Annotated in this window: 26 protein-coding genes; 16 read left to right on the top strand and 10 right to left on the bottom strand. The window is 66.2% G+C overall.

What is annotated here, in order from left to right; translation table 11 throughout:
- Positions 1 to 9 precede the first annotated feature (9 nt).
- Together V3B41_RS06420 and V3B41_RS06415 are read right to left on the bottom strand one after the other, a co-directional pair.
- Positions 10 to 912 (bottom strand): ABC transporter ATP-binding protein, encoded by a 903-nt coding sequence (locus tag V3B41_RS06420; RefSeq protein WP_049430029.1) that lies wholly within the window; start codon positions 910 to 912, stop codon positions 10 to 12.
- Between the two features lie 131 nt (positions 913 to 1,043).
- Positions 1,044 to 2,075 carry a LacI family DNA-binding transcriptional regulator gene (locus tag V3B41_RS06415; RefSeq protein ID WP_049430028.1) on the bottom strand — a complete coding sequence of 344 codons (1,032 nt, stop codon included), beginning with the start codon at positions 2,073 to 2,075 and terminating at the stop codon, positions 1,044 to 1,046.
- Positions 2,076 to 2,368: 293 nt separating this feature from the next.
- Here V3B41_RS06415 and V3B41_RS06410 point away from each other — a divergent pair, with 293 nt between their 5' ends.
- The 6 genes from V3B41_RS06410 to V3B41_RS06385 all read left to right on the top strand — a co-directional run bounded on the left by V3B41_RS06410 (position 2,369) and on the right by V3B41_RS06385 (position 8,254).
- Complete coding sequence (locus tag V3B41_RS06410; RefSeq protein WP_006423759.1) at positions 2,369 to 2,944, top strand: single-stranded DNA-binding protein; 576 nt, start codon at positions 2,369 to 2,371, stop codon at positions 2,942 to 2,944.
- 93 nt (positions 2,945 to 3,037) lie between these two features.
- Positions 3,038 to 3,823, top strand: a complete 786-nt coding sequence (locus V3B41_RS06405) for a hypothetical protein (RefSeq protein ID WP_049430026.1) — start codon at positions 3,038 to 3,040, stop codon at positions 3,821 to 3,823.
- 479 nt (positions 3,824 to 4,302) lie between these two features.
- Positions 4,303 to 5,208: a TIM barrel protein gene (locus tag V3B41_RS06400; RefSeq protein ID WP_049430025.1), complete on the top strand. Its 906-nt coding sequence runs from the start codon at positions 4,303 to 4,305 to the stop codon at positions 5,206 to 5,208.
- 27 nt (positions 5,209 to 5,235) lie between these two features.
- The gene (locus V3B41_RS06395; RefSeq protein ID WP_049430024.1) at positions 5,236 to 6,921 is read left to right on the top strand and encodes a GMC family oxidoreductase; all 1,686 of its coding nucleotides are present in this window, start codon (positions 5,236 to 5,238) and stop codon (positions 6,919 to 6,921) included.
- The gene (locus V3B41_RS06390) at positions 6,921 to 7,496 is read left to right on the top strand and encodes a gluconate 2-dehydrogenase subunit 3 family protein (RefSeq protein WP_049430023.1); all 576 of its coding nucleotides are present in this window, start codon (positions 6,921 to 6,923) and stop codon (positions 7,494 to 7,496) included. Before V3B41_RS06395 ends, V3B41_RS06390 begins: the two co-directional genes overlap by 1 nt.
- Positions 7,496 to 8,254 carry a DUF1080 domain-containing protein gene (locus V3B41_RS06385; protein WP_049430055.1) on the top strand — a complete coding sequence of 253 codons (759 nt, stop codon included), beginning with the start codon at positions 7,496 to 7,498 and terminating at the stop codon, positions 8,252 to 8,254. Before V3B41_RS06390 ends, V3B41_RS06385 begins: the two co-directional genes overlap by 1 nt.
- Before the next feature lie 10 nt (positions 8,255 to 8,264).
- On the opposite strand, the gene V3B41_RS06380 is transcribed toward V3B41_RS06385, so the two are convergent.
- The 5 genes from V3B41_RS06380 to V3B41_RS06360 are packed head-to-tail and all read right to left on the bottom strand — an operon-like array spanning position 8,265 to position 12,900.
- A complete protein-coding gene (locus tag V3B41_RS06380; protein WP_180849190.1) occupies positions 8,265 to 8,561 on the bottom strand; it encodes a cytochrome c in 297 nt (98 codons plus the stop codon).
- A gap of 18 nt (positions 8,562 to 8,579) precedes the next feature.
- A complete protein-coding gene (locus V3B41_RS06375) occupies positions 8,580 to 9,446 on the bottom strand; it encodes a sugar phosphate isomerase/epimerase (protein WP_049430022.1) in 867 nt (288 codons plus the stop codon).
- Positions 9,447 to 9,465: 19 nt separating this feature from the next.
- Positions 9,466 to 10,590, bottom strand: coding sequence for a Gfo/Idh/MocA family oxidoreductase (locus V3B41_RS06370; protein WP_049430021.1), 1,125 nt, complete (start codon positions 10,588 to 10,590; stop codon positions 9,466 to 9,468).
- A complete protein-coding gene (locus tag V3B41_RS06365; protein ID WP_100443778.1) occupies positions 10,591 to 11,820 on the bottom strand; it encodes a nucleoside permease in 1,230 nt (409 codons plus the stop codon). It lies immediately after the preceding gene.
- 27 nt (positions 11,821 to 11,847) lie between these two features.
- On the bottom strand, positions 11,848 to 12,900 hold the full coding sequence (locus V3B41_RS06360; protein WP_329860512.1) for a sugar phosphate isomerase/epimerase family protein: 1,053 nt from the start codon (positions 12,898 to 12,900) through the stop codon (positions 11,848 to 11,850).
- A 95-nt stretch (positions 12,901 to 12,995) separates the two neighbouring features.
- Between V3B41_RS06360 and V3B41_RS06355 the strand changes: the two genes are divergently transcribed.
- The 10 genes from V3B41_RS06355 (at position 12,996) to V3B41_RS06310 (ending at position 23,302) form a co-directional block, all read left to right on the top strand.
- Positions 12,996 to 14,003 carry a substrate-binding domain-containing protein gene (locus tag V3B41_RS06355; RefSeq protein WP_197632811.1) on the top strand — a complete coding sequence of 336 codons (1,008 nt, stop codon included), beginning with the start codon at positions 12,996 to 12,998 and terminating at the stop codon, positions 14,001 to 14,003.
- Between the two features lie 119 nt (positions 14,004 to 14,122).
- Positions 14,123 to 15,175 carry a diguanylate cyclase gene (locus V3B41_RS06350; RefSeq protein WP_329860508.1) on the top strand — a complete coding sequence of 351 codons (1,053 nt, stop codon included), beginning with the start codon at positions 14,123 to 14,125 and terminating at the stop codon, positions 15,173 to 15,175.
- A 117-nt stretch (positions 15,176 to 15,292) separates the two neighbouring features.
- A complete protein-coding gene (locus V3B41_RS06345; protein ID WP_329860506.1) occupies positions 15,293 to 16,318 on the top strand; it encodes an AI-2E family transporter in 1,026 nt (341 codons plus the stop codon).
- A gap of 162 nt (positions 16,319 to 16,480) precedes the next feature.
- On the top strand, positions 16,481 to 18,223 hold the full coding sequence (locus V3B41_RS06340) for a GGDEF domain-containing protein (protein WP_295548963.1): 1,743 nt from the start codon (positions 16,481 to 16,483) through the stop codon (positions 18,221 to 18,223).
- Positions 18,224 to 18,452: 229 nt separating this feature from the next.
- Positions 18,453 to 18,884 carry a pyridoxamine 5'-phosphate oxidase family protein gene (locus V3B41_RS06335; RefSeq protein WP_180849188.1) on the top strand — a complete coding sequence of 144 codons (432 nt, stop codon included), beginning with the start codon at positions 18,453 to 18,455 and terminating at the stop codon, positions 18,882 to 18,884.
- A gap of 94 nt (positions 18,885 to 18,978) precedes the next feature.
- Entirely contained in the window at positions 18,979 to 19,563 is a 585-nt protein-coding gene (locus V3B41_RS06330) for a hypothetical protein (protein WP_197632808.1), read from the top strand.
- Positions 19,564 to 19,753: 190 nt separating this feature from the next.
- Positions 19,754 to 20,221, top strand: coding sequence for a DUF2975 domain-containing protein (locus V3B41_RS06325; protein WP_295549002.1), 468 nt, complete (start codon positions 19,754 to 19,756; stop codon positions 20,219 to 20,221).
- Entirely contained in the window at positions 20,221 to 20,445 is a 225-nt protein-coding gene (locus V3B41_RS06320) for a helix-turn-helix transcriptional regulator (protein ID WP_005408494.1), read from the top strand. The genes V3B41_RS06325 and V3B41_RS06320 overlap by 1 nt, the downstream gene beginning before the upstream one ends.
- A gap of 43 nt (positions 20,446 to 20,488) precedes the next feature.
- A complete protein-coding gene (locus tag V3B41_RS06315) occupies positions 20,489 to 22,030 on the top strand; it encodes a TerC family protein (protein WP_295548958.1) in 1,542 nt (513 codons plus the stop codon).
- 135 nt (positions 22,031 to 22,165) lie between these two features.
- Positions 22,166 to 23,302 carry a metallophosphoesterase gene (locus V3B41_RS06310; RefSeq protein ID WP_329860500.1) on the top strand — a complete coding sequence of 379 codons (1,137 nt, stop codon included), beginning with the start codon at positions 22,166 to 22,168 and terminating at the stop codon, positions 23,300 to 23,302.
- Between the two features lie 136 nt (positions 23,303 to 23,438).
- Here the strand turns inward: V3B41_RS06310 and V3B41_RS06305 are convergent, their stop codons facing one another.
- The 3 genes from V3B41_RS06305 to V3B41_RS06295 form a co-directional block, all read right to left on the bottom strand.
- Positions 23,439 to 24,077, bottom strand: coding sequence for a ferric reductase-like transmembrane domain-containing protein (locus V3B41_RS06305; protein ID WP_329860498.1), 639 nt, complete (start codon positions 24,075 to 24,077; stop codon positions 23,439 to 23,441).
- An 83-nt stretch (positions 24,078 to 24,160) separates the two neighbouring features.
- Complete coding sequence (locus V3B41_RS06300; RefSeq protein WP_057502669.1) at positions 24,161 to 24,895, bottom strand: putative DNA-binding domain-containing protein; 735 nt, start codon at positions 24,893 to 24,895, stop codon at positions 24,161 to 24,163.
- On the bottom strand, positions 24,888 to 25,733 hold the full coding sequence (locus V3B41_RS06295) for a DUF692 domain-containing protein (protein ID WP_049430009.1): 846 nt from the start codon (positions 25,731 to 25,733) through the stop codon (positions 24,888 to 24,890). The genes V3B41_RS06300 and V3B41_RS06295 overlap by 8 nt, the downstream gene beginning before the upstream one ends.
- Positions 25,734 to 25,767: the final 34 nt, after the last annotated feature.

Raw genomic sequence — 25,767 nt, 5'->3', positions numbered from 1 at the left:
GTGCTCCGCTCAGGCTGCCGCGCGGGCACGGGCCTGCAGGCGCAGGCGCTGGAAGTACACGTCCTCGAGATCGGGGGCCACGGCTGCGAAACCGTCGCCGGGGTCATTGGCGCTGTGTACGTGAATCACCGGGCGACCACCGACCAGGCGGGTGGACAGCACCACGTAGCGTGCCTCGTGGTCGGCCAGTTCCGAAGGATCGACCTGCTTGCGCCAGACCTGCTGCTGCAGCGCGTCGATGGCATCGGCCGGGCGCCCGGTCAGCAGCACCTGGCCCTTGTTCATGATCGCCATCGTCGGGCAGAGGTCGGTCACGTCCTCGACGATGTGGGTGGACAGGATCACCGCCACGTTCTCGCCGATGGCCGCCAACAGGTTGAGGAAGCGGTTGCGTTCCTCGGGATCGAGGCCGGCGGTGGGTTCGTCGACGATCACCAGCCGCGGGTCGCCGAGCAGTGCCTGGGCGATGCCGAAACGCTGACGCATGCCGCCGGAGTACGTGCCGAGCTTACGCTTGCGCGCGTCCCACAGATTCACCTGCTGCAGCAGACCATCGACCACTTCGCGGCGCTGGGCGCGCTGGGTCAGGCCCTTGAGCACCGCGAAATGCTCCAGCAGGTCCAGCGCACTGACCTTCGGGTACACGCCGAAATCCTGCGGCAGGTAGCCCAGCCGGCGGCGCACGGCGTCTTTGTCGCGCAGTACGTCGATCGGAGTTTCGCCGGGGATGCTGAGCACGGCCGAGCCGCTGTCGGCTTCCTGCAGGGTGGACAGGGTGCGCATCAACGAGGATTTGCCCGCGCCGTTCGGCCCGAGCAGGCCGAACATCCCGCGCGGGATGTCCAGGCTGACATTGTTGAGAGCATGCACGCCGTTGGCGTACGTCTTGGACAGCGAATCGATCTTCAGCATGCGACGTACACCTTTCCGTGGGCGATGTCTGCGCGTTATCCGCGCATCGGCTTCCGTGCGCATCCGCCGTTGGTCATGGGGGGAGAATTCCGCCGTCGCACGTTGAGGCGTGGCGGGAGGTCTGGTGGCGCTTACCGGCGCAGCGACGATTCCCGCACCACCAGCTTCACCGGGATGCTCTGGCTGTCCACCGGCTGCCGGCCGATCAGCGCCAGCAGGCGTTCCACCAGCAGCTGCCCGGCCTGCTTGGTGTCCTGCTGCACCGTGGTCAGCGCCGGGGATACCGAGGCGGCCAGCGGGATGTCGTCGAAACCGGTCACTGCCACGTCCTGCGGCACCCGCAGCCCGGCCTCGCGCAGGGCACGCATTGCGCCGATGGCGATCAGGTCGCTGGCCGCGCAGATCGCATCGATCGGCTCGCCGCGTGCCAGCAGCGCCTGGCAGGCCTCCTGGCCGGAGGCCTCGGTGGTGATCGCATCGTGCTGCAGCGCCGGTTCGGCGGCCAGGCCGTGTTCCTGCAACGCCGCCACATGGCCGCGGTAACGCTCCTGGAATTCCGGGTAGTGGCTGGATGCGTGGCCAAGGAAGGCGATGCGGCGGCAGCCCTGCTGCAGCAGGTGGGTGGTGATGTCGTGCCCGCCCTGGAAGTTGTCGCTGCCGATCGACACGCCGGGCTGGCCGGGCAGGGCGGCGCCCCAGCGCACGAAATGCGTGCCCTGTTCGACCAGCCGCTGCAGGCGGTCGCGCGACTCGTGGTAGTCGCCATAGCCGAGCAGGATGATGCCGTCGGCCTTGTTGCTGTCCTCGTAATCGGCCTGCCAGTCGGTGGACAGCTGCTGGAACGAGACCAGCAGGTCCTGCCCGTGCAGGGCGCAGGCGCGGGTGATCGAGCCGAGCATCGAATGGAAGAACGGGTTGATCAGTGAATCGTCGTTGGTTGGGTCTTCGAAGAACAGCAGGGCCAGGGTGCCGGCGTTGCGCAGGCGCAGGCTGGAAGCGTTCTTGTCGACCTTGTAGTTCAGCTCGCGGGCGATGCGCAGGATGCGCTCGCGGGTCTCGGCGTTGACCATCGGGCTGCCGCGCAGGGCCCGCGACACGGTCGGCTGGGAGACCCCGGCCAGGTGGGCGATGTCCAGGGAGGTGGCTTTGCCTTTGATGGTCATGTGCGAACGGCAGGGGGCAGGTGGAAGGTGCCCGGGCATGATGCCATGGGCAGACGCGAATGCCCTTGCAGGCGTCCGTCGGGGCGGCGCTAAGTCATTGCCGTACAAGGAAATCAGTCTGAGCCCTGGCTGCGGTCAGGGACTTCTGACCGGGCGGATGGCGGCGGCAATGCTAAGATGCATCGTTCTCGCATTCCCCCAAATTTCAACAGGGGCGGCCCAGCGTACTGCACCCCTGCCCGGGGCTGTGCTATCACTGGCGGTCTGCCCTTGGACAACGGACGAAGGTACCTATGGCGCGCGGCATCAACAAAGTCATCCTGGTCGGCAATCTCGGCAACGACCCGGACGTGAAGTACACCCAGGGCGGCATGGCGATCACCCGCATCAGCCTGGCCACCACCAGCGTCCGCAAGGACAAGGATGGCAATCAGCAGGAACGTACCGAATGGCACCGCGTGGTGTTCTTCGGCAAGCTCGGCGAGATCGCCGGCGAGTACCTGCGCAAGGGCAGCTCGGTCTACGTCGAAGGCAGCCTGCGCTACGACAAGTACACCGGCCAGGACGGCGTGGAGAAGTACTCCACCGATATCATCGCCGATGAAATGCAGATGCTGGGCGGCCGCGGTGAAGGCGGCGGTGGTGGCGGTGGCGGCAACTACGGCGGCGATCGCCCGCAGCGCCAGCAGGCCCCGCGCCAGGAGTACGGCGGCGGTGGCGGCGGCCAGCGTGGCGGCCAGGGCGGTGGTTATGGCAACCAGGGCGGCAACCAGGGCGGTGGCTACGGCAACCAGGGTGGCAACCAGCGCCCGCAGCCGCAGCAGGCGCCGCCGATGGACGACTTCGCTGACGACGATATTCCGTTCTAAGGAACACGCGAGTCACAAAAAAAGCCCTGGCATCTGCCGGGGCTTTTTTTATTGAGCTTCGTGCCGCTAACGTAAACTGATGGAGGGCAAGCAATGACAGAATGGATCCAGCACCAGTTTGCAGTGCTCAAGGCGTTGCCCATGTGGATCAGTTTCACCGGGTGCGCGCTGATAGCGGCAGGGGGGAGTCTCGCAGCGTATGCGGTGGCCGAACGCCTGTGCAATGCCCGAACCTATGCAATCACGCCGACTCGAGCGATGGAGCTGCTCTTCGCTGGCGTCTTGATCTCGTTGTTCTCGCCGATTGCGATGCGGATCGTCAACGGTGCGATCTACTCGTATCAGTTTGATGTCGCGTTGCTGTTCTACTTCGGGCCACTGATCCCCCTGGGCGTATGGCTTGTGGGTGTAATCATTGTGGGACGGGTCATGGTAGCCTCGAAACCAGAGCTTGAGGGGGGCGAAGCTCGCGATCAGTACAGATACAACCTTGAAGAGATCGGCCGATCGCGATATGGCCTGCACATCACGCCTCGACATCACAAACGCTGCTGCCGAATTTTTCGCATGCAAGTGTTCTGGCGCAAACCCTCAATTTCGAACGTGGGTGTGATGGCGAGGAGCACGTTGAAGACCTGCCTAATCAGTGAGCTGCAGTCGGGGGACACGGTTGAGATCGTTACACCCAATCAAAAGCTGGCCAAGTTGGTTGAATGGATGGCGGCGACCGGCATGCCAGCCGGCTACACCATTGCATCCATAGAGCGCCGGCTCGGGCGCGTGACAATGATGCTGGGTTATCTCAGCGGTTGCGGTTGGTCGTGGAGAACTGCGCTGAAGAACCCTTTGGTCAGAGGTTTCGAGATCACGAGGTCATGAACGTTGGAACTGCACCAGCACATGTTGATGCAGTTGGTGATGCCTCTTGCCTGACACGGTATCGGGAAGCAGAAATGGGTGGAGGGACTGGCCAGAATGAGACTGATTGAGTTGAAATTTTCCACGGTCTACGCGTCGACAAGGAAGTGGGGGATCTACGGATTCCGTTTGGTCTGTTGAAGAAGGAACGGTCGACGTGCTCTTTAAGTGAATGATTCAGTGTTTTTACCGCTCGACGGGTTTGGAGCTGAGTCATCAAATGTGCACAACCGTTCTGATCGAAAGCTCGTTCGCAGCAGAAAAGAAAGCCCCGCTCATGCGGGGCTTTTCTTTTTGCGCGATGTCGACTGCGTTGTGCTTCGCAGCATCAGTTTTCGTGCACCGCGACTTGCAAACAGGCAAATTCCTCCCCTATGGTGCAATCGATTGCATCGCTGTGAATTGTTGCGTTTGATACCGGTTGGGAGGCCGGAAGGTGGATGACCATCCATTCGATCAGACCGGCTCCTCCGAGGGGGCTCACGCGGCGCGATGCGCTGCGCATCGCAGTTGCCGGCGGCATTGGCCTGGGGGCCGGGACGATCGCGGGGACATTGCCCGCATTCGCCGCCACTGCACCGCTGAAGGGTAACCTGAAGCACTCCGTCGCCCGCTGGACCTTCCCGCAGCTGTCCGTCGCCCAGCTCTGCGCGACGGTGAAGGACATCGGCTTCGCCGCGATCGACCTGGTCGGCCCGGAAGACTGGCCCACGCTGAAGGCGAATGGCGTGTACAGCTCGATGTGCAACGGCGCGGAGCTGGGCCTGACCAAGGGCTTTGCCGGCCGTGAGTTCCACGACCAGCTGGTGGAGCGCTACACGCGGCACATCGATCTGGTGGCCGATGCCGGTTACCGTAATCTCATCTGCTTCTCCGGCAACCGCAACGGTATGGATCCGCAGGAAGGCATGGCCAATGCGGAGGCTGGCCTCAAGCGCATCCTCGGGCATGCCGAGAAGCGCGGTGTGGTACTGGTGATGGAGCTGCTGAACTCCAGGGTCGACCACCGCGACTACCTGTGCGACCACTCTGCGTGGGGCGTAGAGCTGTGCCAGCGGCTGGGCTCGGACAACTTCGGCCTGCTCTACGACATCTATCACATGCAGATCATGGAAGGCGACATCATCGCTACCATTGGAAAACACCACGCCTGCTTCAAGCATTACCACACCGCAGGCGTGCCTGGCCGGAACGAGATCGGAGACCAGCAGGAGCTCCACTATCCGGCCATCTGTCGCGCGATCCGCGACACCGGTTTCAAGGGGTATCTGGCGCAGGAGTTCACGCCTGCCGCGCCCGATCCCGTTGCCTCATTGCGCGAGGCGATCCGCCTCTGCGACGTCTGAAACGATATCCACCCAGGTAAGAAACCCATGGCAGATAATCACTACGACGCCATTGTTGTTGGCTCGGGAATCAGTGGCGGTTGGGCGGCGAAGGAGCTGACCGAGAAGGGCCTGAAGGTCCTGATGCTGGAACGCGGACGCAACATCGAGCACGTCAAGGATTACGTCAACGCGATGAAGGAGGCGTGGGATTTCCCGCACCGCAACCGGCCAACGCAGGCGATGAAGGCCGCGTTCCCGGTGCTGATGCGCGACTACGGACTGGCCGAGAACCTGGATGGAATGTGGGCCAACGAACAGGACTCGCCCTACATCGAGACCAAGCGCTTCGACTGGTTCCGCGGCTACCACGTCGGCGGTCGCTCGCTGCTGTGGGGGCGGCAGAGTTATCGCTTCTCCGATCTGGATTTCGAGGCGAACCTCAAGGACGGTATCGCCGCTGACTGGCCGATCCGATACGCCGATATCGCGCCCTGGTATGACCATGTGGAAAAGTTCGCCGGCATCGCCGGTACGCGCGAGGGACTTGATGTGCTGCCGGACGGCGAGTTCCTGCCGCCGATCCCGTTGAACATCGTCGAGAAGGATGTGGCCGCACGTATCAAGAAGGCGTTCGGCGGAACGCGGCACATGATCCACTCGCGCACCGCCAACATCACCAAGCCGATGCCCGAGCAGGGCCGCGTCAACTGCCAGTACCGCAACAAGTGCATCCTTGGCTGTCCCTTCGGTGCCTATTTCTCGACCCAGGCGGCGACACTGCCGGCGGCGATGAAGACCGGCAACCTGACGCTGCGTCCGTTCTCGATCGTCAAGGAAGTGCTGTACGACAAGGATCGCAAGCGTGCGCGCGGCGTGGAGGTCATCGACGCCGAAACCGGCCAGACCTACCAGTACACGGCCAAGGTTATTTTCCTCAATGCGTCGTCGTTCAACTCGACGTGGCTGCTGATGAACTCGGCAACCGATATCTGGGACGGAGGGCTGGGTTCCTCGTCCGGCGAGCTCGGGCACAACGTGATGGACCACCACTTCGGTGCGGGTGCTTCGGGCCGGGTCGAGGGCTATGAGGACAAGTACTACTTCGGCCGCCGCCCCTGCGGTTTCTATATTCCGCGGTTCCGCAACGTCGCTGCCGACAAGCGCGCCTACCTGCGCGGGTTCGGCTACCAGGGCGGTGCCAGCCGTACTGGCTGGTCGCGCGAGATCGCCGAACTGAACATCGGCGCCGACCTGAAGGAAGCGCTGACCGTGCCCGGTGACTGGCGCATCGGCATGACCGGTTTCGGTGAGATGCTGCCGCACCACGACAATACGATCCGCCTGGACCGCGAGCGCAAGGACAAGTGGGGGTTGCCGGTGCTGGCGATGGACGTTGCGATGCGTGCCAACGAACTGGCCATGCGCAAGGACATGGCCGCAGATGCTGCCGAGATGCTGGAAGCGGCCGGCGTCAAGGACGTGAAGATGCACGACAACGATTACGCCCCGGGCAAGGGCATCCATGAAATGGGAACGGCGCGGATGGGACGTGACCGCAGGAGCTCCGTATTGAACGCACACAACCAGGTCTGGGATGCGCCCAACGTCTATGTGACCGACGGCGCCTGCATGACCTCCAGCGCCTGCGTGAATCCGTCGCTGACCTACATGGCGCTGACCGCGCGGGCCGCCGATCATGCCGTGCGCGAACTGAAAGCGGGGAACCTGTGATGGATCGTCGCGAACTGTTGAAGATGATCGTGGCCGCCACCGGTGCGGCGATGGTCGGGTTGCCGGCGCTGGTGCATGGCAAAGCGCCAGCGGCGGGCGCGATGGCCGCGTTCTCCGATGCCGAAATCGGCACGCTGGACGAGATCGCCGAGACCATCCTGCCGCGGACCAGGACACCCGGGGCGAAGGACGCGGGCGCCGGTGCGTTCATGGCGACGTTCGTCAGCGACTGCTACACCGCCCGGCAGCAGGCGACGTTCCGCGCCGGCCTGGCCGATATCGACAGACGCGCCGGCGGCCGCTTCGTATCGCTCACACCGGAAGCCCGCACCGGGTTGCTGCGAACGTTGGACGCCGAAGCCAAGGCACGCAACGCTGACGTGACCGAGACCGGCACTCCCGAGGAAGGCGAGGCCATGCCGCATTACTTCACGATGATCAAGCAGCTGGCCATCTTCGGCTTCTTCACCTCCAAGGTCGGCGCGACCGGGGTGCTGCAGTACGTCGCCGTGCCGGGTCGCTACGAAGGCGACCTGGCCTATGTCCCAGGTACGCCTGCGTGGGGTACCAGCTGATGGAGCGCACGATGATGACCAGGCCGCTGCTGATCGTGGCCGGCGTACTGGCCGCTGCACCAGCCCTCGCACAGGACGCTGCCGATCCTGCACGCGATCCGAAGAAGACCGAGGTATGGACCCCTGTGCCCGCGGTCGTGGCGACGCCCCCGGGCAGGGCACCATCCGACGCGATCGTGCTGTTCGATGGCAAGGATGCCTCCGCATGGGAGGCGGAGCAGGGTGGGCGTGTGCCCTGGAAGATCGCGGACGGCGCGATGACCGTGGTGCCGGGCAGCAAGGGCATCCGCACCCGGCAACGCTTCTGCGATGTCCAGCTGCATGTCGAATGGCTTACACCCACCGAAACAAAGGGTTTCGACGGCCAGAACCGGGGCAACAGCGGCATCTTCCTGCAGGAACTCTACGAGCTGCAGGTGCTCGACAGTTACAACAACCCCACCTATGCCAACGGCCAGGCCGGCTCCATCTACAAGCAGGCCATGCCGCTGGTGAACGCCTCGCGCGCGCCGGGCCAGTGGCAGGCCTACGACATCATCTGGAAGGCACCGCGCTTCTCGCCAGGCGGCGGGCTTGTCTCGCCTGCGCGCATCACGGTGCTGCACAACGGCGTGCTGGTGCAGGATGACACCGTGCTGGCGGGGAAGACCGAGTACATCGGCGCACCGTCGTACTCACCCCACGCGTGTGCGCCGCTCTATCTGCAGGAGCATGATTCCAGGGTCAGCTACCGCAACATCTGGGTGCGGGAACTCTGATCCCACCTGGCTACTTCGCCAGGTAACTGGCGATGTCGTCGATTTCCTGCTGCGAAAGCTGGGGAAAGGGCGGCATCAGTCCGCCGCCCTTCCTGATCTTGTCCTTGATCTGCGCGGGATCCAACCGCTTGCTGACGTCGGTAAGCGCCGGGAACGCACCCGGCATGCCGGCGCGATCAGCGCCGTGGCAGGCCATGCAGTTCGCGCTGTAGAGCTTGGCGCCGGCGGCAGGATCGTCCTTGCACCAGGCAGTGGTGGCAAGCGTCGCGCCACAGAGCATCACAGCCAGTTTCAGCATCGTCTTCAAGCGGGGCTCCTTCGCGGGCTAGCGTTGTGCGCTGGCGTGCGGGCTGACGGTCAGGTGTTCACGCAGGTAGTCCGCACCGGTCTGGATCACCTTGGCCGGATCACGCGGTTGGTCGTGTTCGAGGATGTACCAGTGCACGCCCGCGGCGGCCGCGGCTGGCAGGATCGCGTTCCAGTCCAGCACGCCCTGGCCGACGGCGGCGAATCCACCTTCGTCCTGGGCCTGGCCCTTGGGCGCATTGTCCTTGGCGTGCACCGCGAACAGGCGGTCACGGAACTTGCCCAGCATCACCGCCGGGTCGTGTCCGGAGCGCGCCACCCAGGCCAGGTCCAGTTCGGTCTGCAGGTCGGGGCCGGCAGCAGCGAACAGCAGTTCCAGGCCGGTCCTTCCGTTGAAGTCGACCAGCTCGAAGTCGTGGTTGTGGTAGGCCAGGCGCATGCCCTTGGCCCGAACCTGTTTGGAAAGCCGGCCCAGCTCCTGGCCCAGTGCGGTCCAGCCTGCGGCATCGGTGGGCCGGTCCTTCGCGTCCAGGTAGGGCACCACCAGCGTGGCGTTGCCGATCGATCGGTTGAAGGCCACCACGCCGTCCAGGTCTCTGCGCAGCTCGGCCAGCGCAACGTGCGAGGAGATCGCCCTGATCGAATACCTGTCCAGCAACTGCTTGAGTTCGCTGGCGCTGACGCCCTGGGTCCCCACCGTTTCCACCGCGTGCACGCCCGCGTCGCGAACGATCTTCAACTGCTGGTCGAGCGATCCGGCATTGCGCAGTGAGTACATCTGCACTGCGATGGGCTTCTGCGCGGCGACGGCTTCGCTGGCGAGGCCGGGCAGTGCCGTGAGCAGCAGGAGTGCGAGGGCTGCGGCTCTGCGGACAGGGGTTTTCATCAGGCGTTCCTCCCGGGATTCAATCGATGGTGGTCCAGGCACGCGTCCTGGCCGATGCGATGACGCGGTCGACGATCCGTGCCGAGCGCACGCCGTCGTTGAAAGTGGGCAGGCCCTCGGGCCGTTCGCCGTCGATGGCGCGATAGCTGTCGGCAATGAACGCCTCGAAGCACTGGCCGTAGCCCTGCGCGTGACCGGCCGGCAGCACCGACAGCCGCCGTTGTTCGACACCGCCTGCACCAGGACCGCGCACGAAGATCTCCTCGCGCTGGCCAGGTCTTCCGATCCACAGCCGCTCGGCATCCTCCTGGTTGAAGGCCACGCTGGCCCTGGCACCGTCGATCTCGAACCAGAGGCGGTTGTGGCGTCCTGCGGAGACCTGGCTGACCGTCAATGACGCCAGTGTGCCGGCACCGGTCCTGAACATCGCCGCGGCCACGTCTTCGCTGGTGACCGTCTGCATCGCGTCGCTGGCTGTGGGCGTGCTGAAGCTCTGACCGGTGATGGCGCCGCGTTCGGCGATCACCGTCTCGAACGCCGCGTTGACCTCGGCGAAGCGCTCGCCGCTGATCCATTCCACCAGGTCGCACCAGTGCGAGCCGATGTCGGCGAACACGCGCGACGTACCGCCCAGTGCCGGATCCACGCGCCAGTTGTTGCTGGCCGGGTCCAGCAGCCAGTCCTGCAGGTAGCTCCCGTGGATCAGGTGCAGAGGCCCCAGCTCGCCGTGTGCGATGCGTGCGCGCGCCTCGCGCACCACCGGGTGGTAGCGGTAGACGAAGGGGACCGTGGCCACAAGGCCGCGCGAGGCCGCCAGCGCAGCCAACGCCTGTGCATCTTCCAGCGAGGTGGCCAGCGGCTTCTCGCAGATGACGTGCTTGCCGGCTTCCAATGCGGCCTGTGCCATCGGCCGGTGCAGATGATTGGGCGTACAGACGTGCACGACCTGCACCTGCGGATCGGCGATGACCTCGTCGATGTCCCGATAGGCGCGCGGGACATTCCAGGACTGCGCGACCTCATGTGCACGCTGCGCGGACGAGGCGGCCACGCCGCGGATCTGCGCACCGGCCAACAGCGCCGCGCGACGATGCACGGCGCCAATCATACCGGTGCCGACGATGGCGATTCCAAGCGTCGCCATCTACTGGATTCCTCGGGACGCAGACGGTGCGGCTGCGACCAGCGGCCGGTCGCGGAACAGCAGCAGGAAGGCGATCAGCACGACCAGCGCGACACCGGCCGGGAACAGCCAGATCTGTTGCCAGTCAGGTCCCGCCGCCGTGGTGAAGTGCTCCACCACCGCACCGGACAGGAAGGTGCCGATCAGCATGCCCACGCCATAGGTCGCCAGGGTGATGAAGCCCTGCGCGCTGCTGCGCGCGTCGGGGCCGGCATGCGCATCGGTGTAGATCTGGCCGGTGACGAAGAAGAAGTCGTAGCAGATGCCGTGCAGCACGATGCCGATCACCAGCAGCGAGAAGCCGCTACCGGCATCACCGAAGGCGAACAGGGCATAGCGCAGCACCCACGCAGCCATGCCCACCGCCAGCATCGTCTTCACCCCCAGCCGCACGAACAGGAATGGCATCGCCAGCATCAGCAGCACTTCGGACACCTGGCCCAGCGACTGCAGGCCCGCAGCGCCGCGCACGCCCAGGTCATTGAGGTACGGGTTGGTGAAGTTGTAGTAGAACGACAGCGGGATGCAGATGGCGATGGAGGCCAGGAAGAACACCAGGTACGCGCGCGACTTCAGCAACCGCAGCGAATCCAGCCCCAGGATCTGCCCGAGGCCGGCATCGCGCTGCTTCGCCAGCGGCGGCGTGTGCGGCAGGGTGAACGCGTACAGCCCCAGCACCAGTGATGCCACCGCCGCCATCTGGAAGGTGAGTTCGAGCCGATGCGCCTGTTCCCAGCCCAGCCAGCCGATCAGCACACCGGCCACGATCCAGCCGACGCTGCCGGCCACGCGCACCAGCGGGAACTGCTTCTCCGGCGACTGCATGTGCCGCATTGCCACGCTGTTGGCCAGCGCCAGCGTCGGCATGAACAGCAGCATGTAGCCCATCACGCAGGCGGAGAACGTGCTGAAGCTGTCCGCTGTGGAGGCCATCCAAAGCAGTACTGCGCCGGCCAGGTGCAGGACCGCAAGGATGCGCTGCGCGGCGAAGTAGCGATCTGCAATCAGGCCAACCAGGAAGGGTGCGACGATGGCGCCGATGGACTGGCTGAGGAAGGCCGTCGCCACCTGGCTGGCGCTGGCCTGCAGCGGGCCCTGCACCAGGTAGGTGCCCAAGGTCACGAACCACGCTCCCCAGATGAAGAACTGCAGAAACATCATCGCGCCCAAGCGCGACATGGCGTGCGTCATGGCTTGCCCTCCCGGGGCGGTATCGGCTCAGAGTCCCAGCATGCGGTGCAGTGATGCAGCGTCGGTGCCGCTGTCGGCAAAGTCGTCGAAGGCGCGTTCGGTCACGCGGATGATGTGGTCGCGGATGAAGGCCGCGCCCTCGCGTGCGCCGTCCTCCGGGTGTTTCAGGCAGCACTCCCATTCCAGTACCGCCCAGCCGGGGAAGTCGTACTGCGCGAACTTCGAGAAGATCGACTTGAAGTCGATCTGGCCGTCGCCGAGTGAGCGGAACCTGCCCGGGCGATCGATCCAGTCCTGGTAGCCGCCATACACGCCACTGCTGGCGCTGGCGCGGTACTCCGCGTCCTTGACGTGGAAGATGCCGATGCGCGCGTGGTAGCGGTCGATGAAACCGAGGTAATCCATCTGCTGCAGCAGCAGGTGGCTGGGGTCGTACAGGATCTTCGCGCGCGGATGATGGTCGACCACGTCGAGGAAGCGCTCGAAGGTCGCGCCGTCGTGCAGGTCCTCGCCGGGGTGGATCTCGAAGCACAGGTCCACGCCGGAGTCATCGAAGGCATCGAGGATCGGGCGCCAGCGCCGGCCGAGTTCGGCGAAGGCCTCTTCCACCAGGCCGGGTGGGCGCTGCGGCCAGGGATAGAAGTACGGCCAGGCCAGTGCGCCGGAGAAGGTGGCGTGTGCGGTCAGTCCCAGCCGCTGGCTGGCCTTGGCTGCCAGCAGCAGCTGCTCCACTGCCCAGGCCTGGCGCGCGGCCGGGTCGCCGCGCTTTTCCGGCGGTGCGAATCCGTCGAACAGGCTGTCATAGGCGGGATGGACGGCGACCAGCTGCCCCTGCAGGTGGGTGGACAGTTCGGTGATCTGTACGCCATGCCCGGCCAGCATGCCGGCAAGGTCGTCGCAGTACGCCTGGCTGCGTGCGGCCTCGGCCAGGTCGAACAGGTGGGGCGCGCTGGTCGGCACTTGTACGCCAGAATAGCCCAGGCCCGCGGCCCAGCCGGCCAGCGTGTCCAGCCGATCAAAAGGAGCTGTGTCGCCGATGAACTGCGCCAGGAACAGCGCTGGACCCTTGAGCGTCTTCAACGTGATTCGCCCTCGATGCAATCGATTGCATTATCCTAGCAGGGGCATACGCAGGACCTGTTGTGCAGTGCACAGCGGGCAGGAGAACTAACGCCATGGCCACCATCTACGACATTGCAAAGCACGTCGGCGTCTCTGCCGGCACCGTGTCACGTGCACTTTCGCGGCCGGACAAGGTGCTGCCGGCGACGCGCGCACGCATCGAGCAGGCCGCCGCAGCGCTGGGCTACGTGCCCAATACGGTCGCGCGCACGCTCAAGACCCAGCGCAGCGGCAAGATCCTGGTCACGGTGCCGGATATCGCCAACCCGTTCTTCGCCCAGATCCTGCAGGGGGCGGAAGACGCCGCACAGGCTGTCGGCTATGCGGTGCTGCTGGGCGATACCCAGGACCAACCCGACCGCGAGGAGCGCTACGCGCAGATGCTCCGGCGCAACGAGGCCGACGGCATGATCGTGCTCGGCCATCGCCTGCCACCGACGGCGCGCGAGATTGTCCAGCAGAGGGGAGCTGCTGCGCCGGTGGTCAACGGATGCGAGTTCGACCCCGCGCTGGGCCTGCCCAGTGTGCACATCGACAATGCCGCCGCTGCACACGCTGTCATGGAGCATTTGTACGCGTTGGGCCATGAACGGATCGCCGTGGTCGGCGGGCCGCCGGATAATCCTCTGCACCAGCAACGTCTGGAGGGGGTGCGGGCAGCCGGCAAGGCGCGCGGCCGCCTGCGCAAGCTGAGCGTGGTGCCGGGCGACTTTTCGGTGGAATCCGGGCATGCCGCGGTCGTGGCGCTGCTGGCCGATGCGTCGGCACCGACCGCAGTCTTCTGCTTCAGCGACCAGATGGCGCTGGGTGCGCTGGCGGCCTGCCGCGACCGGGGCATCCGCGTGCCGGACGAGCTGTCCATCGTCGGCTTTGACGATCTGGCCTCCTCGCGCTACCTCACGCCGCCGCTGACGACGATCAGGCAGCCGATGCGGGAAATCGGTGAGCGCGCGGTCAACCTGCTGCTTGCCATCATCGAACACGCGGATGTGCCGCTGCAGCAGACGCTGGATTTCAGCCTGATGGTGCGGGGGTCGACGGCGGCGCCTGGGCCCAGGTGAGGCCAGGGACGCTGCAGGTTCGAGTCCTTGATCCCGAATTGACGTAAAGCTGTCAGACTCACGACTGGCAGCCCGGCAGGGGCCGGGGTGGAACGTGCGATCGCGCAGGGGGGTCGGCAATGCCGTTCTTGACTGACTCGACGGAGGTCGCGGTCGAAGGCGTCGGCGCGGCACGGCGCATCGGCTGGATGCGCTTCGTGGGCAATGGCTTGGGCGCGATTCCCATCGCCTCGATCATGCTGGAGCGCCAGGATGGGCCGCTGCCCTGGGTCCTGTTGCTGCTCAATGCGCTGGCGTGGCCGGCGCTGGCGCTGGTGCTGACCCAACGCTCGCGCAAGCCAGCCGCGGTCCAGTTCCGCTGCATGGTGGCCGACTCCTTGTTCGGCGGCGGCTGGATCGCGTTCATGGGCTTGAGCGCAGTGCCCAGTGCACTGTTCGCCGCACTGCTGGTGGCCGACAAGATCGCGGCCGGCGGCGTGCGCCTGGCGATGCGGGCCACGCTGGCTCTGGTGGTGGGCTTCGCGCTCACCTGGTGGGCGCTCGGGTTTCCTTACCAACCCGTGTCGTCGCAACGCACGATCGTGCTCAGCGTGCCGTTCCTGTTCGTCTATGGCATCGGGCTCAGCATCCTCAGCTGGCAGCTGGCGCGTCGGGTGAAGTCGCAGAACCGCCAGCTGCAGCGCCTGAGCCGGATGGATCCGCTGGTCGAACTGGCCAATCGCGGCTTCCTGATCCTGCGTGCGCAGCAGGCGCTGGACAAGGCGCAGGGGCAGGGCGGCTTTGCCTGCCTGTTGATGCTCGATGTGGATGACTTCAAGCGCATCAATGATTCGCACGGGCACCGCGCTGGTGATGAAGTACTGCGGCACATCGCCTCGACCCTGCGTGCCTTCGCCCGGCCCGGTGATACACCGGCGCGCCTGGGCGGCGATGAGTTCGTCGTGCTGCTGCACGACTGCGCGCCCGTGGATGCGATGCACGTAGCCGAGCGGGTCCGCCTGCACCTGCTCGAAGCGGCGCGGCAGGCTACGCCAGGGGTGGAGTTCAGCGTGAGCATCGGCATTGCCGCCACGCCGCGCGGCGGCAGCGTGGAGGATTGGCTGGCCTTGGCCGACCGTGCGCTCTACCACGCCAAACGGCAGGGCAAGAACACCGCCAGCTACGGCGAGTGAGGGTGACGCGTCGAGGCCGCAGGCCCCTGCACGCTCTGCCAGACGGCCGTTCATCCTGCACGCGGAATCGTCGTCGCCAATCCTCTACCATGGGCCACCCCGCCCGGACGTGCCCCCATGCAAGACGCCCTCGTTGCCCAGCCCAAGCCCCCCGTTCCGAGGATCGCGGCCTGGCTGATGATGCTGCTGGGCATGTGGCTGGCGCTGAAGCTCGGCCTGGTGGTGACCCTGCTGTCGGGCCTGCTGGTGTTCCAGCTGACCCATGTGCTGGCGTCCACCGTGGAAGGCAAGCTGCCGCCGGGACGGGCGCGGGCGATTGCGGTCATCGTGCTGTCCGCGGTCATCATCAGCGCGCTGGTGCTGGCCGGCATCGGCGTGGCCTCGTTCTTCCGCACCGAGACCGGTGGCCCGGATGCGCTGCTGGGCCATCTGATGGATATCCTCAACAGCTCGCGGCACCAGGTGCCGGTGCTGCTGCAGCCCTACATTCCCGAGGACATGCCCGCGCTGCGCACGGCGCTGAACGACTGGGCGGCAGAGCACCAGCGCCAGCTGGGCGTGGCCGGTACCTCGGCGGTGCAGATTGGCGTACGGGTACTGATCGGCATGGTGCTGGGCGCGATGATCGCGCTGTACGACGAACTGCCGCTGCCACAGATGGGACCGCTGGCGCAGGAGCTGATCGGCCGCACCAGCCGCCTGGCCACCGCGTTCCGCCAGGTGGTGTTCGCACAGGTGAAGATCTCGCTGCTCAACACCGTGTTCACGGCGATCTTCCTGCTGGGCGTGCTGCCGCTGTTCGGCGTGCACCTGCCGCTGTCCAAGACGCTGGTGCTGATCACCTTCATTGCCGGCCTGCTGCCGGTGGTGGGCAACATCATTTCCAACACCATCATCACCATCGTCGCGCTGTCGGTCTCGTTCTACGTGGCCGTGGCCGCGCTGCTGTACCTGATCGTGATCCACAAGCTGGAATACTTCCTCAATGCACGCATCGTCGGCGGGGAAATCCAGGCCCGTGCCTGGGAGCTGCTGCTGGCCATGCTGGTGATGGAAGCGGCGTTTGGCCTGCCCGGCCTGGTGGCGGCGCCGGTATTCTATGCCTACGTGAAGCGCGAGCTGGTCGACCAGCGCTGGATCTGACCCGGCGTGACCTGTCGCATCTGACCGGCTGGACGGGGGGCGCCGGCGTTGTCGGCGCGTTCGCGCGCGCTGCGCTATATCCACCCCGGCGGATCGTACGGCGCTGGCTTGGCGCCGCCGGAGCCGCTCGCTACAGTGAGCCGCACTTCAGGGGAATTCTGCATGGCCGGCAAGGCATCGCCCATCAGGTTGCGGACCTGGGTCTGGATCCTGGCTGGGTTGTTCGTGGTGTGCACGCTGCCGTTGATGGCCATCGCCCTGGTCCAGGGCACGCTGCGCTACACCGGCGCCGAAGACAACCTGGCCAGCCTGCGCCAGCTGCGGCAGACCTTCGATCTCGCCAACCTGGCTTCGGCCGAGCGCGGTCCGGCCAACAGCCTGCTGGGGGCTGACCCGGCCGACGCCGCCGAACAGGCGCGGCTGGCCGCGCAGCTGGCGGCCGCGCGCAAGCGGGTCGACACCGCCATGCTGCAGCTGGAGACCGTATTCAAGAACGACCCGGGCGTGCTGGATGAGCGTGGCCTGCTGGCCGACGCGCAACGTCGCCTGCAGTCGGCGCGGGCTGCGGTGGACCGGGTGGTGGCGCAACCGCACGATGCGCGCCGGGTGGAGGCGGTGGAGCGTGCGATCAGTGGCATGTTCGCCGTGGTTGATCGCCTGCACCTGCTGACCTCGGCACAGATCAACGTGCTGGTCAGCGCCGACCGTGAAGCGGCGATTCCGGCGACGCAGGGCCAGGTGCTGATCGATCTTCGCGAACATGGCGGCCGCCTGGCCTCGAACGTGATGGCGCCGGTCGCGGTACCGGGGGCATGGCGCGAGGAGCAGGCACGCGCTGCACTGCAGACCGAGGGCCGCCTGCTGGAGCTGTGGCGGTTGGCGGGCAGCCATGAGTCGGTGTTCCGCAGCGACGCGGAACTGTCATGGCACTGGGACATGGCACGACGGCAGTTCTTCGGCGAATCGCTGCCGATGATCGAGCAGTTGATCGAGGATGGCCGCCGTGGTGTACCACCGCCGTGGACCGCTGCCGAGTTCACCACGCGCTACGTGCCTACCCTGCAGTCGCTGGAAGCCCTGCGTGATGGCTACCTGAGCGTGTCCATCGCCCGCTACGAACGCACCCGCAACCGCGAGGCCATGCGCCTGGCTGTGCTGGTGGCGACCGCGCTGGGCACGCTGGTGGTGCTGGGCGTGGCCCTGCGCATCGCCCACCTGCAGATCCTGCAGCCACTGCTGCAGGCGCAGAAGCAGGTGATCCAGCTCGCCACGGATGCACCTGGCCCGGAGCAGCATGTCACCCATCCGCTGGCCGAGATGCAGCGCCTGTTCGACGCCATCGAAGTACTGCGTGAGAAATCGCGCGAGCGCTCGGCACTGACCAGCGAGCTGCGCCAGCTCGCCGGCACCGACGAGCTGACCGGACTGTTGAACAGGCGCGCGCTGGATGAGGTGGTGCAGCAGAGACACGCCGGAGGCGATGCAAGCGCCGTGGTGATCCTGCTGGATGTGGATCGCTTCAAGGCGATCAACGATGGCCATGGCCATGAAGCCGGCGACGAAGTGCTGGTGCAGGTGGCGCAGTTGCTGCAGCACCACCTGCGCCGCAGCGACAGCATCGCCCGCTATGGTGGTGAGGAGTTCCTGGTGCTGCTGGCCGACGGTGATCTGGCCGGTGGCCGCCAGCTGGCCGAGTCATTGCGATTGGCCCTGCAGCAGATGGACATCGCGCTGGCCGGTGGCACCGTGCTGCGGGTGACCGCCAGTTTCGGCGTGGCCGAGGGCGGCACCGACGCGCTGGGCTGGCGCACCCTGCTGCGTGCCGCCGATGCGGCCATGTACCGGGCCAAGGCGCAGGGGCGCGATCGGGTACGGGTCGCGGGTGGCGGTCGCATCACGCGCTGATGGCACGCGTCAGCCAATGCGTGCATGCACCCGTCGCAGCGTCTGCAGGATCGCCCGGCGCGCGATGGGGCGTGCAGCTGCTGCAAACGCAGGTGGGGTGGTGAGCAGCGCGTCACGCACGCGCCACGCGCCCTATCTCGCTTTCTGTGAAGAAGCCGACATTGACCTTCCACGCTTCGGTCACCACTCTGCGCAGACGCTGGGATTTCACTTGATGAAGGACGACACCATGACCCAGCTCACACTGCCCGAACTGGCCAAGAAGATGGCCGACATCGATTTCACCATGCTGCAGACCCGCGCCGGCGGAGAAATTGCCGGTCGTCCGATGAGCAACAACGGTGACGTGGACTACGACGGTGACAGCTGGTTCTTCACCACAGAAGACACCGACATGGTGCACGAGATTGAGGCTGACCCCGCCGTTGCGCTGGGTTTTTCCGGCAGCAGGTCACTGCTGGGCAAGCCGCCGTTGTTCGTGCACGTGCAGGGAAGGGCGGCGCTGGTTCGCGATCGCGCTGTGATGCGCGCGCACTGGGTGAAGGATCTTGAGCGCTGGTTCGAGCAGGGCGTGGATACACCGGGGCTGGTACTGATTCACGTGCGCGCCAGCCGCATCCACTATTGGGATGGCGAGGACCAGGGTGAAATGGCAGTCTGACCCGGCAGCGGGAGGCTGGTGGCCATCGCGGCCATTGCGCGGCGCGCCAGGCCTTTGCCATCCTCCCTGCTGTTTTCCGTAGCGTGGAATCCCGATGCGTCCTGCGTTCTTCTGGCTGGCTTTGGCCCTGCTGCCCACCCTGGCGGTGGCGCAACCCGCGCGTACGCCCAAGGCCAAGGCCCCGGCGCAGGATCCCTTCAGCGAGCTGTTCGATACCGCCTGCATGCAGCACATCGGCGCGCCAGCACGGTTGCAGTCGCTGATGGAATCCAACGGGCTGTCACCGCTGCAGCCCGCCGAGGCTGCAACGTTGCTGCAGGGCCAGCCGGGTGTGGCCTGGATGGTGCCGCTGGCCAGCGGGCGCTATGCGGTCAGCTGGGCCGACGATGGCACCTGCTCGGTGTATGCGGAGAAGGCCGAGGCGGCGGTGGTGCAGAAGGGGTTCGCGCGGCTGGTGCAGGCGGCACCAAAGCCGTTGCAGGTACGCTCGTTGCCGGGCCGCGGGCCGCTGTCGGCTGATCAGGTGGCGATCCAGTACGGCTGGGCCACGCCGGGGCAGGCCAAGCTGCAGGTGCGCTTCCGGCTGGTCACGCGGCAGGCGGCCGAGGCCGGCGTGCAGGCGATGGCCTCGGCCACGCCCGGTGAAGCGATGCTGGAGCCCGCTGCGCCCGGGCCCTGACCGACGGAAGGGGCAGGCTTGCGATTCAGCCTTTCACGCGGGATGTGGTATATCGTTTATCGATAAATCCACTTCGGGGCGGCGAGGCCACCCCAATGCCGGAGGCCGCTTGACCGCTCGTCCCGCCCGCGCCAGACCCGCGCGAGGCTTGTTCACCCTGGCCCAGGCCGCCGTACAGGCCGTGCGGGCGATGTGCTGGCTGGGCATCCTGGCCGCACTGCTAGCGGTGCCGCTGGTCGCCCACGACCGTCGCTGGCTGCTCGACAGCGTGCATGACGCTGCGGCTGTCGCCACGCATGGCAATGATCTGTTCCTGCACTTCTGCCTGGGCCTGGGCGCGATCATCGCGCTGCTGGTGCTGTGCCTGCTGTTCCTGCGCCATCTGCTGAGGCTGCTGAAGTCGGCGGCGCGCGAGCGGCCGTTCACCCATGCCAATGCGCAGCGCCTGCAACGCATGGCGTGGCTGATGCTGGCGATGGAACTGCTGTCGATCCTGATCGGTGCCTACGCGGCCTGGATGGGGCCGGACTTCACCTGGATGGAGGTGGGCGGGGGCATGTCGATCACCGGCCTGGTCGCGGTGCTGATGCTGTTCGTGCTGGCACGCGTGTTTGCCGTGGGTGCGGCGATGCGCGATGACCTCGACGGTGTCATCTGATGGCGATCGTCATCACCCTGGACCGCATGCTGCAGGAACGGGGCATGACCTTGTCCGAACTGGCCGGGCGCATCGACATCACCTTGGCGAACCTGTCGATCCTGAAGACCGGCAAGGCGCGCGCCATCCGCTTTTCCACCCTTGATGCGATCTGCCGCGAGCTGCAGTGCACGCCCGGCGACCTGCTCGGGCATGACCCGGCGCAGGCACAGGACGCTGACTGAGTGGTCGCTTTTTTCCCTTACCTACTGACGAAACGGACCTGAAATGGAATGGTTGGCTGACCCCTCGATATGGATGGGCCTTGCAACCCTGGTCGTGCTGGAGATCGTTCTCGGCATCGACAACCTGGTGTTCATCGCGATCCTTGCCGACAAGCTTCCGCCGCACCAGCGCGACCGCGCGCGCGTGATCGGCCTGGCGCTGGCCCTGCTGATGCGGCTGGTGCTGCTGGCGGCGCTGGCGTGGATCATGAAGCTGACCGAGCCACTGCTGACGCTCTTCGACCACAGTTTCTCCGGGCGTGACCTGATCCTGCTGGGCGGCGGCCTGTTCCTGCTGTTCAAGGGCACCATGGAGCTGCACGAGCGGCTGGAAGGCCGCCAGCATGAGGACAATGGCAAGAAGGTCTACGCCAGCTTCGCGATGGTCGTGGCACAGATCGTGGTACTCGATGCGGTGTTCTCGCTGGACTCGGTGATCACTGCGGTCGGCATGGTCGACAACCTGGGCGTGATGTACGCCGCGGTGACCATCGCGATGGCATTGATGCTGGTGGCCAGCAAGCCGCTGACCCGCTTCGTCAACAAGCATCCCACGGTGGTGGTGCTGTGCCTGGGCTTCCTCCTGATGATCGGTTTCAGCCTGGTGGCCGAGGGCCTGGGCTACAAGATCCCGAAGGGCTACCTGTACGCGGCCATCGCCTTCTCGATCCTGGTCGAGGCATTCAACCAGTGGGTACGTTTCAACCGCGAGCGCAACGAGCGCCGCCAGCCGTTCCGCCAGCGCACTGCCGATGCGGTGCTGCGCATGCTCGGCGCGCGTCCGGCCAATGGCCACGATGAGGACGGCGCGGACGAACCTGTGGATGCCGGGGAACGCCTGCAGCCGGCCGAACACGAGATGATCCGCAGCGTGCTGGGGCTGGCGGATCGCCCGGTGTCGAGCGTGATGACCGTGCGCGCCGACGTACAGTGGATCGACCTGGCGCGTGGACAGGACGACGTGGTGGCACGCCTGGTGGCATCGCCGCACACCCGCCTGCTGGTTGGCGATGGTGATCTGGACAGCCTGCGCGGCGTGGTGCAGAGCCGCGACCTGCTGGCCGACCTGCTGCAGGGCAGGTCGCTGCAGCTGGAAGGCAACCTGCGCGAGCCTCAGTACGTGCTGTCCAGCGCCAGTGCGCTGCAGGCCCTGGAACTGATCCGCCAGCATCCGGTGCCGTTGGCGGTGGCGGTGGACGAGTACGGCAGCGTGGAAGGCCTGGTGACGGCCAACGACCTGCTGGCGGCGATTGCTGGTGATCTGGTCGATACCCAGGACGAACGCTATGGCGTGGTCGCGCAGGGGGAAGGCCAGTGGGAGGCCGATGGTGCCTTGACCCTGGACGACCTGCAGAGACTGGCCGGCGTGTCGCTGCCGCGCAGTACCGACTACCTGACCATCTCCGGCCTGGTGCTGGAACAGTTGGGTCGCCTGCCGGACATCGGTGATGCGGTGGACGTGGCCGGCGTGCGCATCACCGTGCTGGCGATGGAAAAGCGCCGCATCGCCCGCCTGCGGTTGGAGCGCCTCGACCAGCCGTTGTAGAGCCGAGCCCATGCTCGGCTCCGCGGATGTAGCCGGGCATGCGCTCGGCTCTACATTCAAAGCAGCGCAGCATGGCGCGGCTCTACACAACATGGCCCGCAGCCGTCACCATGGCGGGCCCGCTTTCTGTCATGGATGGTTGCAGTGCTGAGTACGATCGGTTTGTTGATGGGCCTGTATGTGGCCTGGCGCCTGTTCTGGCCTCTGCGCATGCCCATCGGGTTGAAGGTCGTGCTGTCGCTGCTGGTGGTGGCCGTGGCCGTGCAGCTGCGCATCGTGGCCACCTTCTGGGGCACGATGGCGTCGCCGGAAATTCCGAAAATGGCGATCGCCCTGTTGGCGACCTGCTCCACTGCCGTGCTGCTGCTGGCGTTGGTGATGCTGGTACTGGACGCCGGCCTGCTGGTTTCGCGCCTGCTGCGTTGGCCGCGCATGGTATCGGCCCTGCGTGCACCGCAGCTGCGGCCGCTGGCCGGCCTGCTGGCCCTGCTTGTGAGTGGCTATGGGATCAGCCAGGGCATGGCCGTACCCAAGCCCCGGCAGATCGACGTGGCAATCAAGGATCTGCCGGCCGCATTCGACGGCTATCGCGTGCTGCAGCTGACCGACATCCACGCCAGCCGTCTGCTGACCGGCGAGTGGGTGCGCAGGGTGGTGGCCGAGAGCAACGCGCTGAAGCCGGACCTGATCGTGATCACTGGCGATCTGATCGACGGCAGCGTCGAGGCCCGCCGCGACGACGCGCGACCGTTGGCCGATCTGCAGGCTCCGGATGGCGTCATCGCCATCACTGGCAACCACGAGTACTACGCGCAGTACCAGGACTGGATGCAGGCGTTCCGCACGCTGCACATGCAGGTGCTGGAGAACAGCCACCTGCAGGTACGACGCGGTGATGCGGCGCTGACCATCGCCGGTGTCACCGACCCGGTGGCGGCACGCTACGGCCTGCCGTTGCCGGATCTGGATGCCGCGTTGGCCGGTGCCAATCCGTCCGCACCGGTGATCCTGCTCGATCATCGCCCACGCAATGCGCGTGAGGCGGCCGCGCGCGGCGTGAAGCTGCAGTTGTCCGGGCATACCCACGGGGGGCAGATCATCGGCATGGACCAGCTGGTGAAGCGGGCGAACGGCGGCTACGTCTCCGGCCGCTACGAGGTGGACGGGATGACCCTGTACGTGAGCAATGGCGCTGGCCTGTGGGCCGGATTCCCGGCACGCATCGGCGTGCCTTCGGAAATCACCCTGATCACCCTGCGCCGCGCCCCGTGATCTGAAGTGGGGTCAGATCCCTTTCCGCGAGGAATTCGCTGTCTATCGTGCTGGGATCCCTCTGTAGAGCCGAGCCCATGCTCGGCTGAACCAGAGGCAGCCAAGCATGGGTTCGGCTCTACAGGTAACCGCCTCCTCAAGAACTCCGCAGCGGCGGCCGCGCATGCGCATTGCGCCGCAGCGACTGCGCCCGCTTGGCGATCGCGCGCACCACGACAGCGGTGAAGAGCAACGCGGAGGGCACCGCGTACCCGAAGTTGCCGGGCACGCGCTTGAAGTACGAATAGGTGAACACTGCGGCGATGATCCACATGCCGGTCACGTGCAGGCGACGCCACGCGGTGGGGCCCATGCGGCGGGCGATGCCACGATGCGAGGTGATGGCCAGGGCGAGGATGGCTACATAGCCGATCGTGCCCGGCAGGTTGGCCAGGGCCGAGCGCGCCGGCCAGAACGCGGGGTTGAGGATGCCGAAGGCGGTGATCGCCACCGCATGCAGCAGGTGCGAGAACGCGAACGACAGGCCGACGATGCGACGCTCGCGCAACAGGAAGCGGGTGACCGGGCCGGGCAGCAGGCTGGCGAACGAGGAGGCGGTGAAGGCGGCCAGGAACAGCAGGAACGATGTGCGTGCCGTCACCCGGATCGCCGTGCGGCTGCCCTCGACCACGTCGGGCTGCAGGGTGAATGCCGCCAGTGCGAATGCGATCAGGACCACGGCGATGGCCACGAACAGGCGCCAGCCGTGCAGGGAGGACGTATTGGAAACAGCCATGATCAAACCTCGAATCAGGAAATGGGTGGCACCGGCCTCTGGCCGGCCAAGGAATGGGGAGTGCCGGCCGCTGGCCGGCGCCTTCAACAGTCGTTCGGCACAACCAGCACGCCGGCCGCGCACAGCTCGCCCAGCAGCGGAATGCAGGCTGTGCGTAGTTCGTCGGCGGCCACGCCATGCAGATCGGCCAGTACCTGCAGCGCGTCTTCCGCACGGGCGCCGTCATCGCCGAACGCCGACAGCAGCGCATATGCCAGCGGTGAAAGTTCCTGCACCTGTAGGCTGAAGTCACCCAGGCGTCGCAGCAGCAGCAACGTCGGCATCGCGGTAGGCGCGCCGTTCTGGCCGGCGTCCTCATGCACAGGCCACTGGTAGCCCAGCACCCGCACCAGTGGAGACAGCGCCAGCACGCTGCCTGCCTGTGGCGCATGCAATGGCTGCTGGCCGGTGTCCCGCGCTTCAATGTGCAGTGCCTGCTGCGTGCTTTCGTAATGCGCCAGTTCCGCCACCCAGCCCGGCAGCGCGAGGTCTGCCTGCACGCCCAGCCACGCGGCGAATTCGCCGGCGATCTGCGGGAACAGTGGGGTATGGCAGGCATGCCGCGCGTAGTAGTGCTCCACGGTGTCGCGCCAGCAGGCATCACCCAGTTGCGCCTGCAGGCGCGGCAGGCTGCCTGCCAGCAGGCTGTCCAGGCTGTCGATGCAGAGGCGGCGGTAGACCGCCATCCGCCGTGCATCGATGCCCTCAGGCGCGGGCATCGATGGGTCGCGTACATGGTCGGCCCAGCGCTGCTGCAGGGTGGCCAGCGGCTCAGCCATGGGCCACCTCGGGCAGCAGCACATCGGCCTGCGCGTGGCGGATCTGCTCGACCTCGGCCAGCAGCTCGGCCAAAGGCGGGAAGTTGAAATCGCGCTCCAGCAGGGTGGGGTGGACGCCGACACGTGCATAGGCCTCACGCAGCAGCGCCCAGACCACGCCTTTCACTGGCGCACCGTGGGTATCGATCTTGAAGCCATCGTCCTCGTCGAAGTGGCCGGCCACGTGCAGCGAGGCGACGCGATGCGCCGGCACGCGGGCCAGGAAATCGAAGGCGTCGTAACCGTTGTTGCAGGCGTTGACGAAGACGTTGTTGACGTCCAGCAGCAGGTCGCAGTCGGCTTCGGCGAGTACGGCGTTGATGAAGTCGATCTCGCTCATGTCCGCACCGGCAACGGCGTAGTAGGAGATGTTCTCCACGGCGATGCGTCGGCCCAGCATGTCCTGCACCTGGCGGATGCGAGCGGCAACATGGTGCACGGCCTCGGTGGTGAACGGCAGCGGCAGCAGGTCGTAGACATGGCCGCCGGCGGCGCAGTAGCTCAGGTGTTCGCTGTACAGCTGCACCTGGTGCAGATCGAGGAAGGCGCGCGTCTGTCCCAGCAGCGTGCGATCCAGCGGGTCCGGACCGCCCAGCGACAGCGACAGGCCGTGGCAGGTCAGGCGATGGCGCTCACTCAACTGGCGCAGCGCCGCGCCGTGGGCACCGCCAACCCCGATCCAGTTGTCCGGCGACACTTCGAGGAAGTCGATGGCATTGGCCGGCATCGCCAGCAGTTCATCGATCAGGCCACGGCGCAGGCCGAGACCAGCGCTGGCGGAAGACAGGGGCAGGGACATGCGACGGTACTCCAGGGCAGTGGCGCCGCCGCAA

The organism is Stenotrophomonas sp. SMYL89 (genome assembly GCF_036319985.1).
Classification (GTDB): domain Bacteria; phylum Pseudomonadota; class Gammaproteobacteria; order Xanthomonadales; family Xanthomonadaceae; genus Stenotrophomonas; species Stenotrophomonas maltophilia_Q.
The sequence above is the reverse complement of the archived record's forward strand: the minus strand, read 5'-3'. Positions and strand labels throughout refer to the sequence as shown.

Bases quoted from the DNA above. Each gene is read 5' to 3' on its own strand.
- V3B41_RS06300 (WP_057502669.1), bottom strand. From the start codon at position 24,895: ATGGCTGAGCCGCTGGCCACCCTGCAGCAGCGCTGGGCCGACCATGTA.
- V3B41_RS06395 (WP_049430024.1), top strand. From the start codon at position 5,236: ATGGCAGATAATCACTACGACGCCATTGTTGTTGGCTCGGGAATCAGT.
- V3B41_RS06370 (WP_049430021.1), bottom strand. From the start codon at position 10,590: ATGGCGACGCTTGGAATCGCCATCGTCGGCACCGGTATGATTGGCGCC.
- V3B41_RS06365 (WP_100443778.1), bottom strand. From the start codon at position 11,820: ATGACGCACGCCATGTCGCGCTTGGGCGCGATGATGTTTCTGCAGTTC.
- V3B41_RS06420 (WP_049430029.1), bottom strand. From the start codon at position 912: ATGCTGAAGATCGATTCGCTGTCCAAGACGTACGCCAACGGCGTGCAT.
- V3B41_RS06310 (WP_329860500.1), top strand. From the start codon at position 22,166: ATGGTTGCAGTGCTGAGTACGATCGGTTTGTTGATGGGCCTGTATGTG.
- V3B41_RS06415 (WP_049430028.1), bottom strand. From the start codon at position 2,075: ATGACCATCAAAGGCAAAGCCACCTCCCTGGACATCGCCCACCTGGCC.
- V3B41_RS06410 (WP_006423759.1), top strand. From the start codon at position 2,369: ATGGCGCGCGGCATCAACAAAGTCATCCTGGTCGGCAATCTCGGCAAC.
- V3B41_RS06350 (WP_329860508.1), top strand. From the start codon at position 14,123: ATGCCGTTCTTGACTGACTCGACGGAGGTCGCGGTCGAAGGCGTCGGC.
- V3B41_RS06320 (WP_005408494.1), top strand. From the start codon at position 20,221: ATGGCGATCGTCATCACCCTGGACCGCATGCTGCAGGAACGGGGCATG.
- V3B41_RS06405 (WP_049430026.1), top strand. From the start codon at position 3,038: ATGACAGAATGGATCCAGCACCAGTTTGCAGTGCTCAAGGCGTTGCCC.
- V3B41_RS06375 (WP_049430022.1), bottom strand. From the start codon at position 9,446: ATGAAAACCCCTGTCCGCAGAGCCGCAGCCCTCGCACTCCTGCTGCTC.
- V3B41_RS06335 (WP_180849188.1), top strand. From the start codon at position 18,453: ATGACCCAGCTCACACTGCCCGAACTGGCCAAGAAGATGGCCGACATC.
- V3B41_RS06325 (WP_295549002.1), top strand. From the start codon at position 19,754: ATGTGCTGGCTGGGCATCCTGGCCGCACTGCTAGCGGTGCCGCTGGTC.
- V3B41_RS06390 (WP_049430023.1), top strand. From the start codon at position 6,921: ATGGATCGTCGCGAACTGTTGAAGATGATCGTGGCCGCCACCGGTGCG.
- V3B41_RS06355 (WP_197632811.1), top strand. From the start codon at position 12,996: ATGGCCACCATCTACGACATTGCAAAGCACGTCGGCGTCTCTGCCGGC.
- V3B41_RS06385 (WP_049430055.1), top strand. From the start codon at position 7,496: ATGGAGCGCACGATGATGACCAGGCCGCTGCTGATCGTGGCCGGCGTA.
- V3B41_RS06305 (WP_329860498.1), bottom strand. From the start codon at position 24,077: ATGGCTGTTTCCAATACGTCCTCCCTGCACGGCTGGCGCCTGTTCGTG.
- V3B41_RS06315 (WP_295548958.1), top strand. From the start codon at position 20,489: ATGGAATGGTTGGCTGACCCCTCGATATGGATGGGCCTTGCAACCCTG.
- V3B41_RS06295 (WP_049430009.1), bottom strand. From the start codon at position 25,733: ATGTCCCTGCCCCTGTCTTCCGCCAGCGCTGGTCTCGGCCTGCGCCGT.
- V3B41_RS06400 (WP_049430025.1), top strand. From the start codon at position 4,303: ATGACCATCCATTCGATCAGACCGGCTCCTCCGAGGGGGCTCACGCGG.
- V3B41_RS06330 (WP_197632808.1), top strand. From the start codon at position 18,979: ATGCGTCCTGCGTTCTTCTGGCTGGCTTTGGCCCTGCTGCCCACCCTG.
- V3B41_RS06340 (WP_295548963.1), top strand. From the start codon at position 16,481: ATGGCCGGCAAGGCATCGCCCATCAGGTTGCGGACCTGGGTCTGGATC.
- V3B41_RS06345 (WP_329860506.1), top strand. From the start codon at position 15,293: ATGCAAGACGCCCTCGTTGCCCAGCCCAAGCCCCCCGTTCCGAGGATC.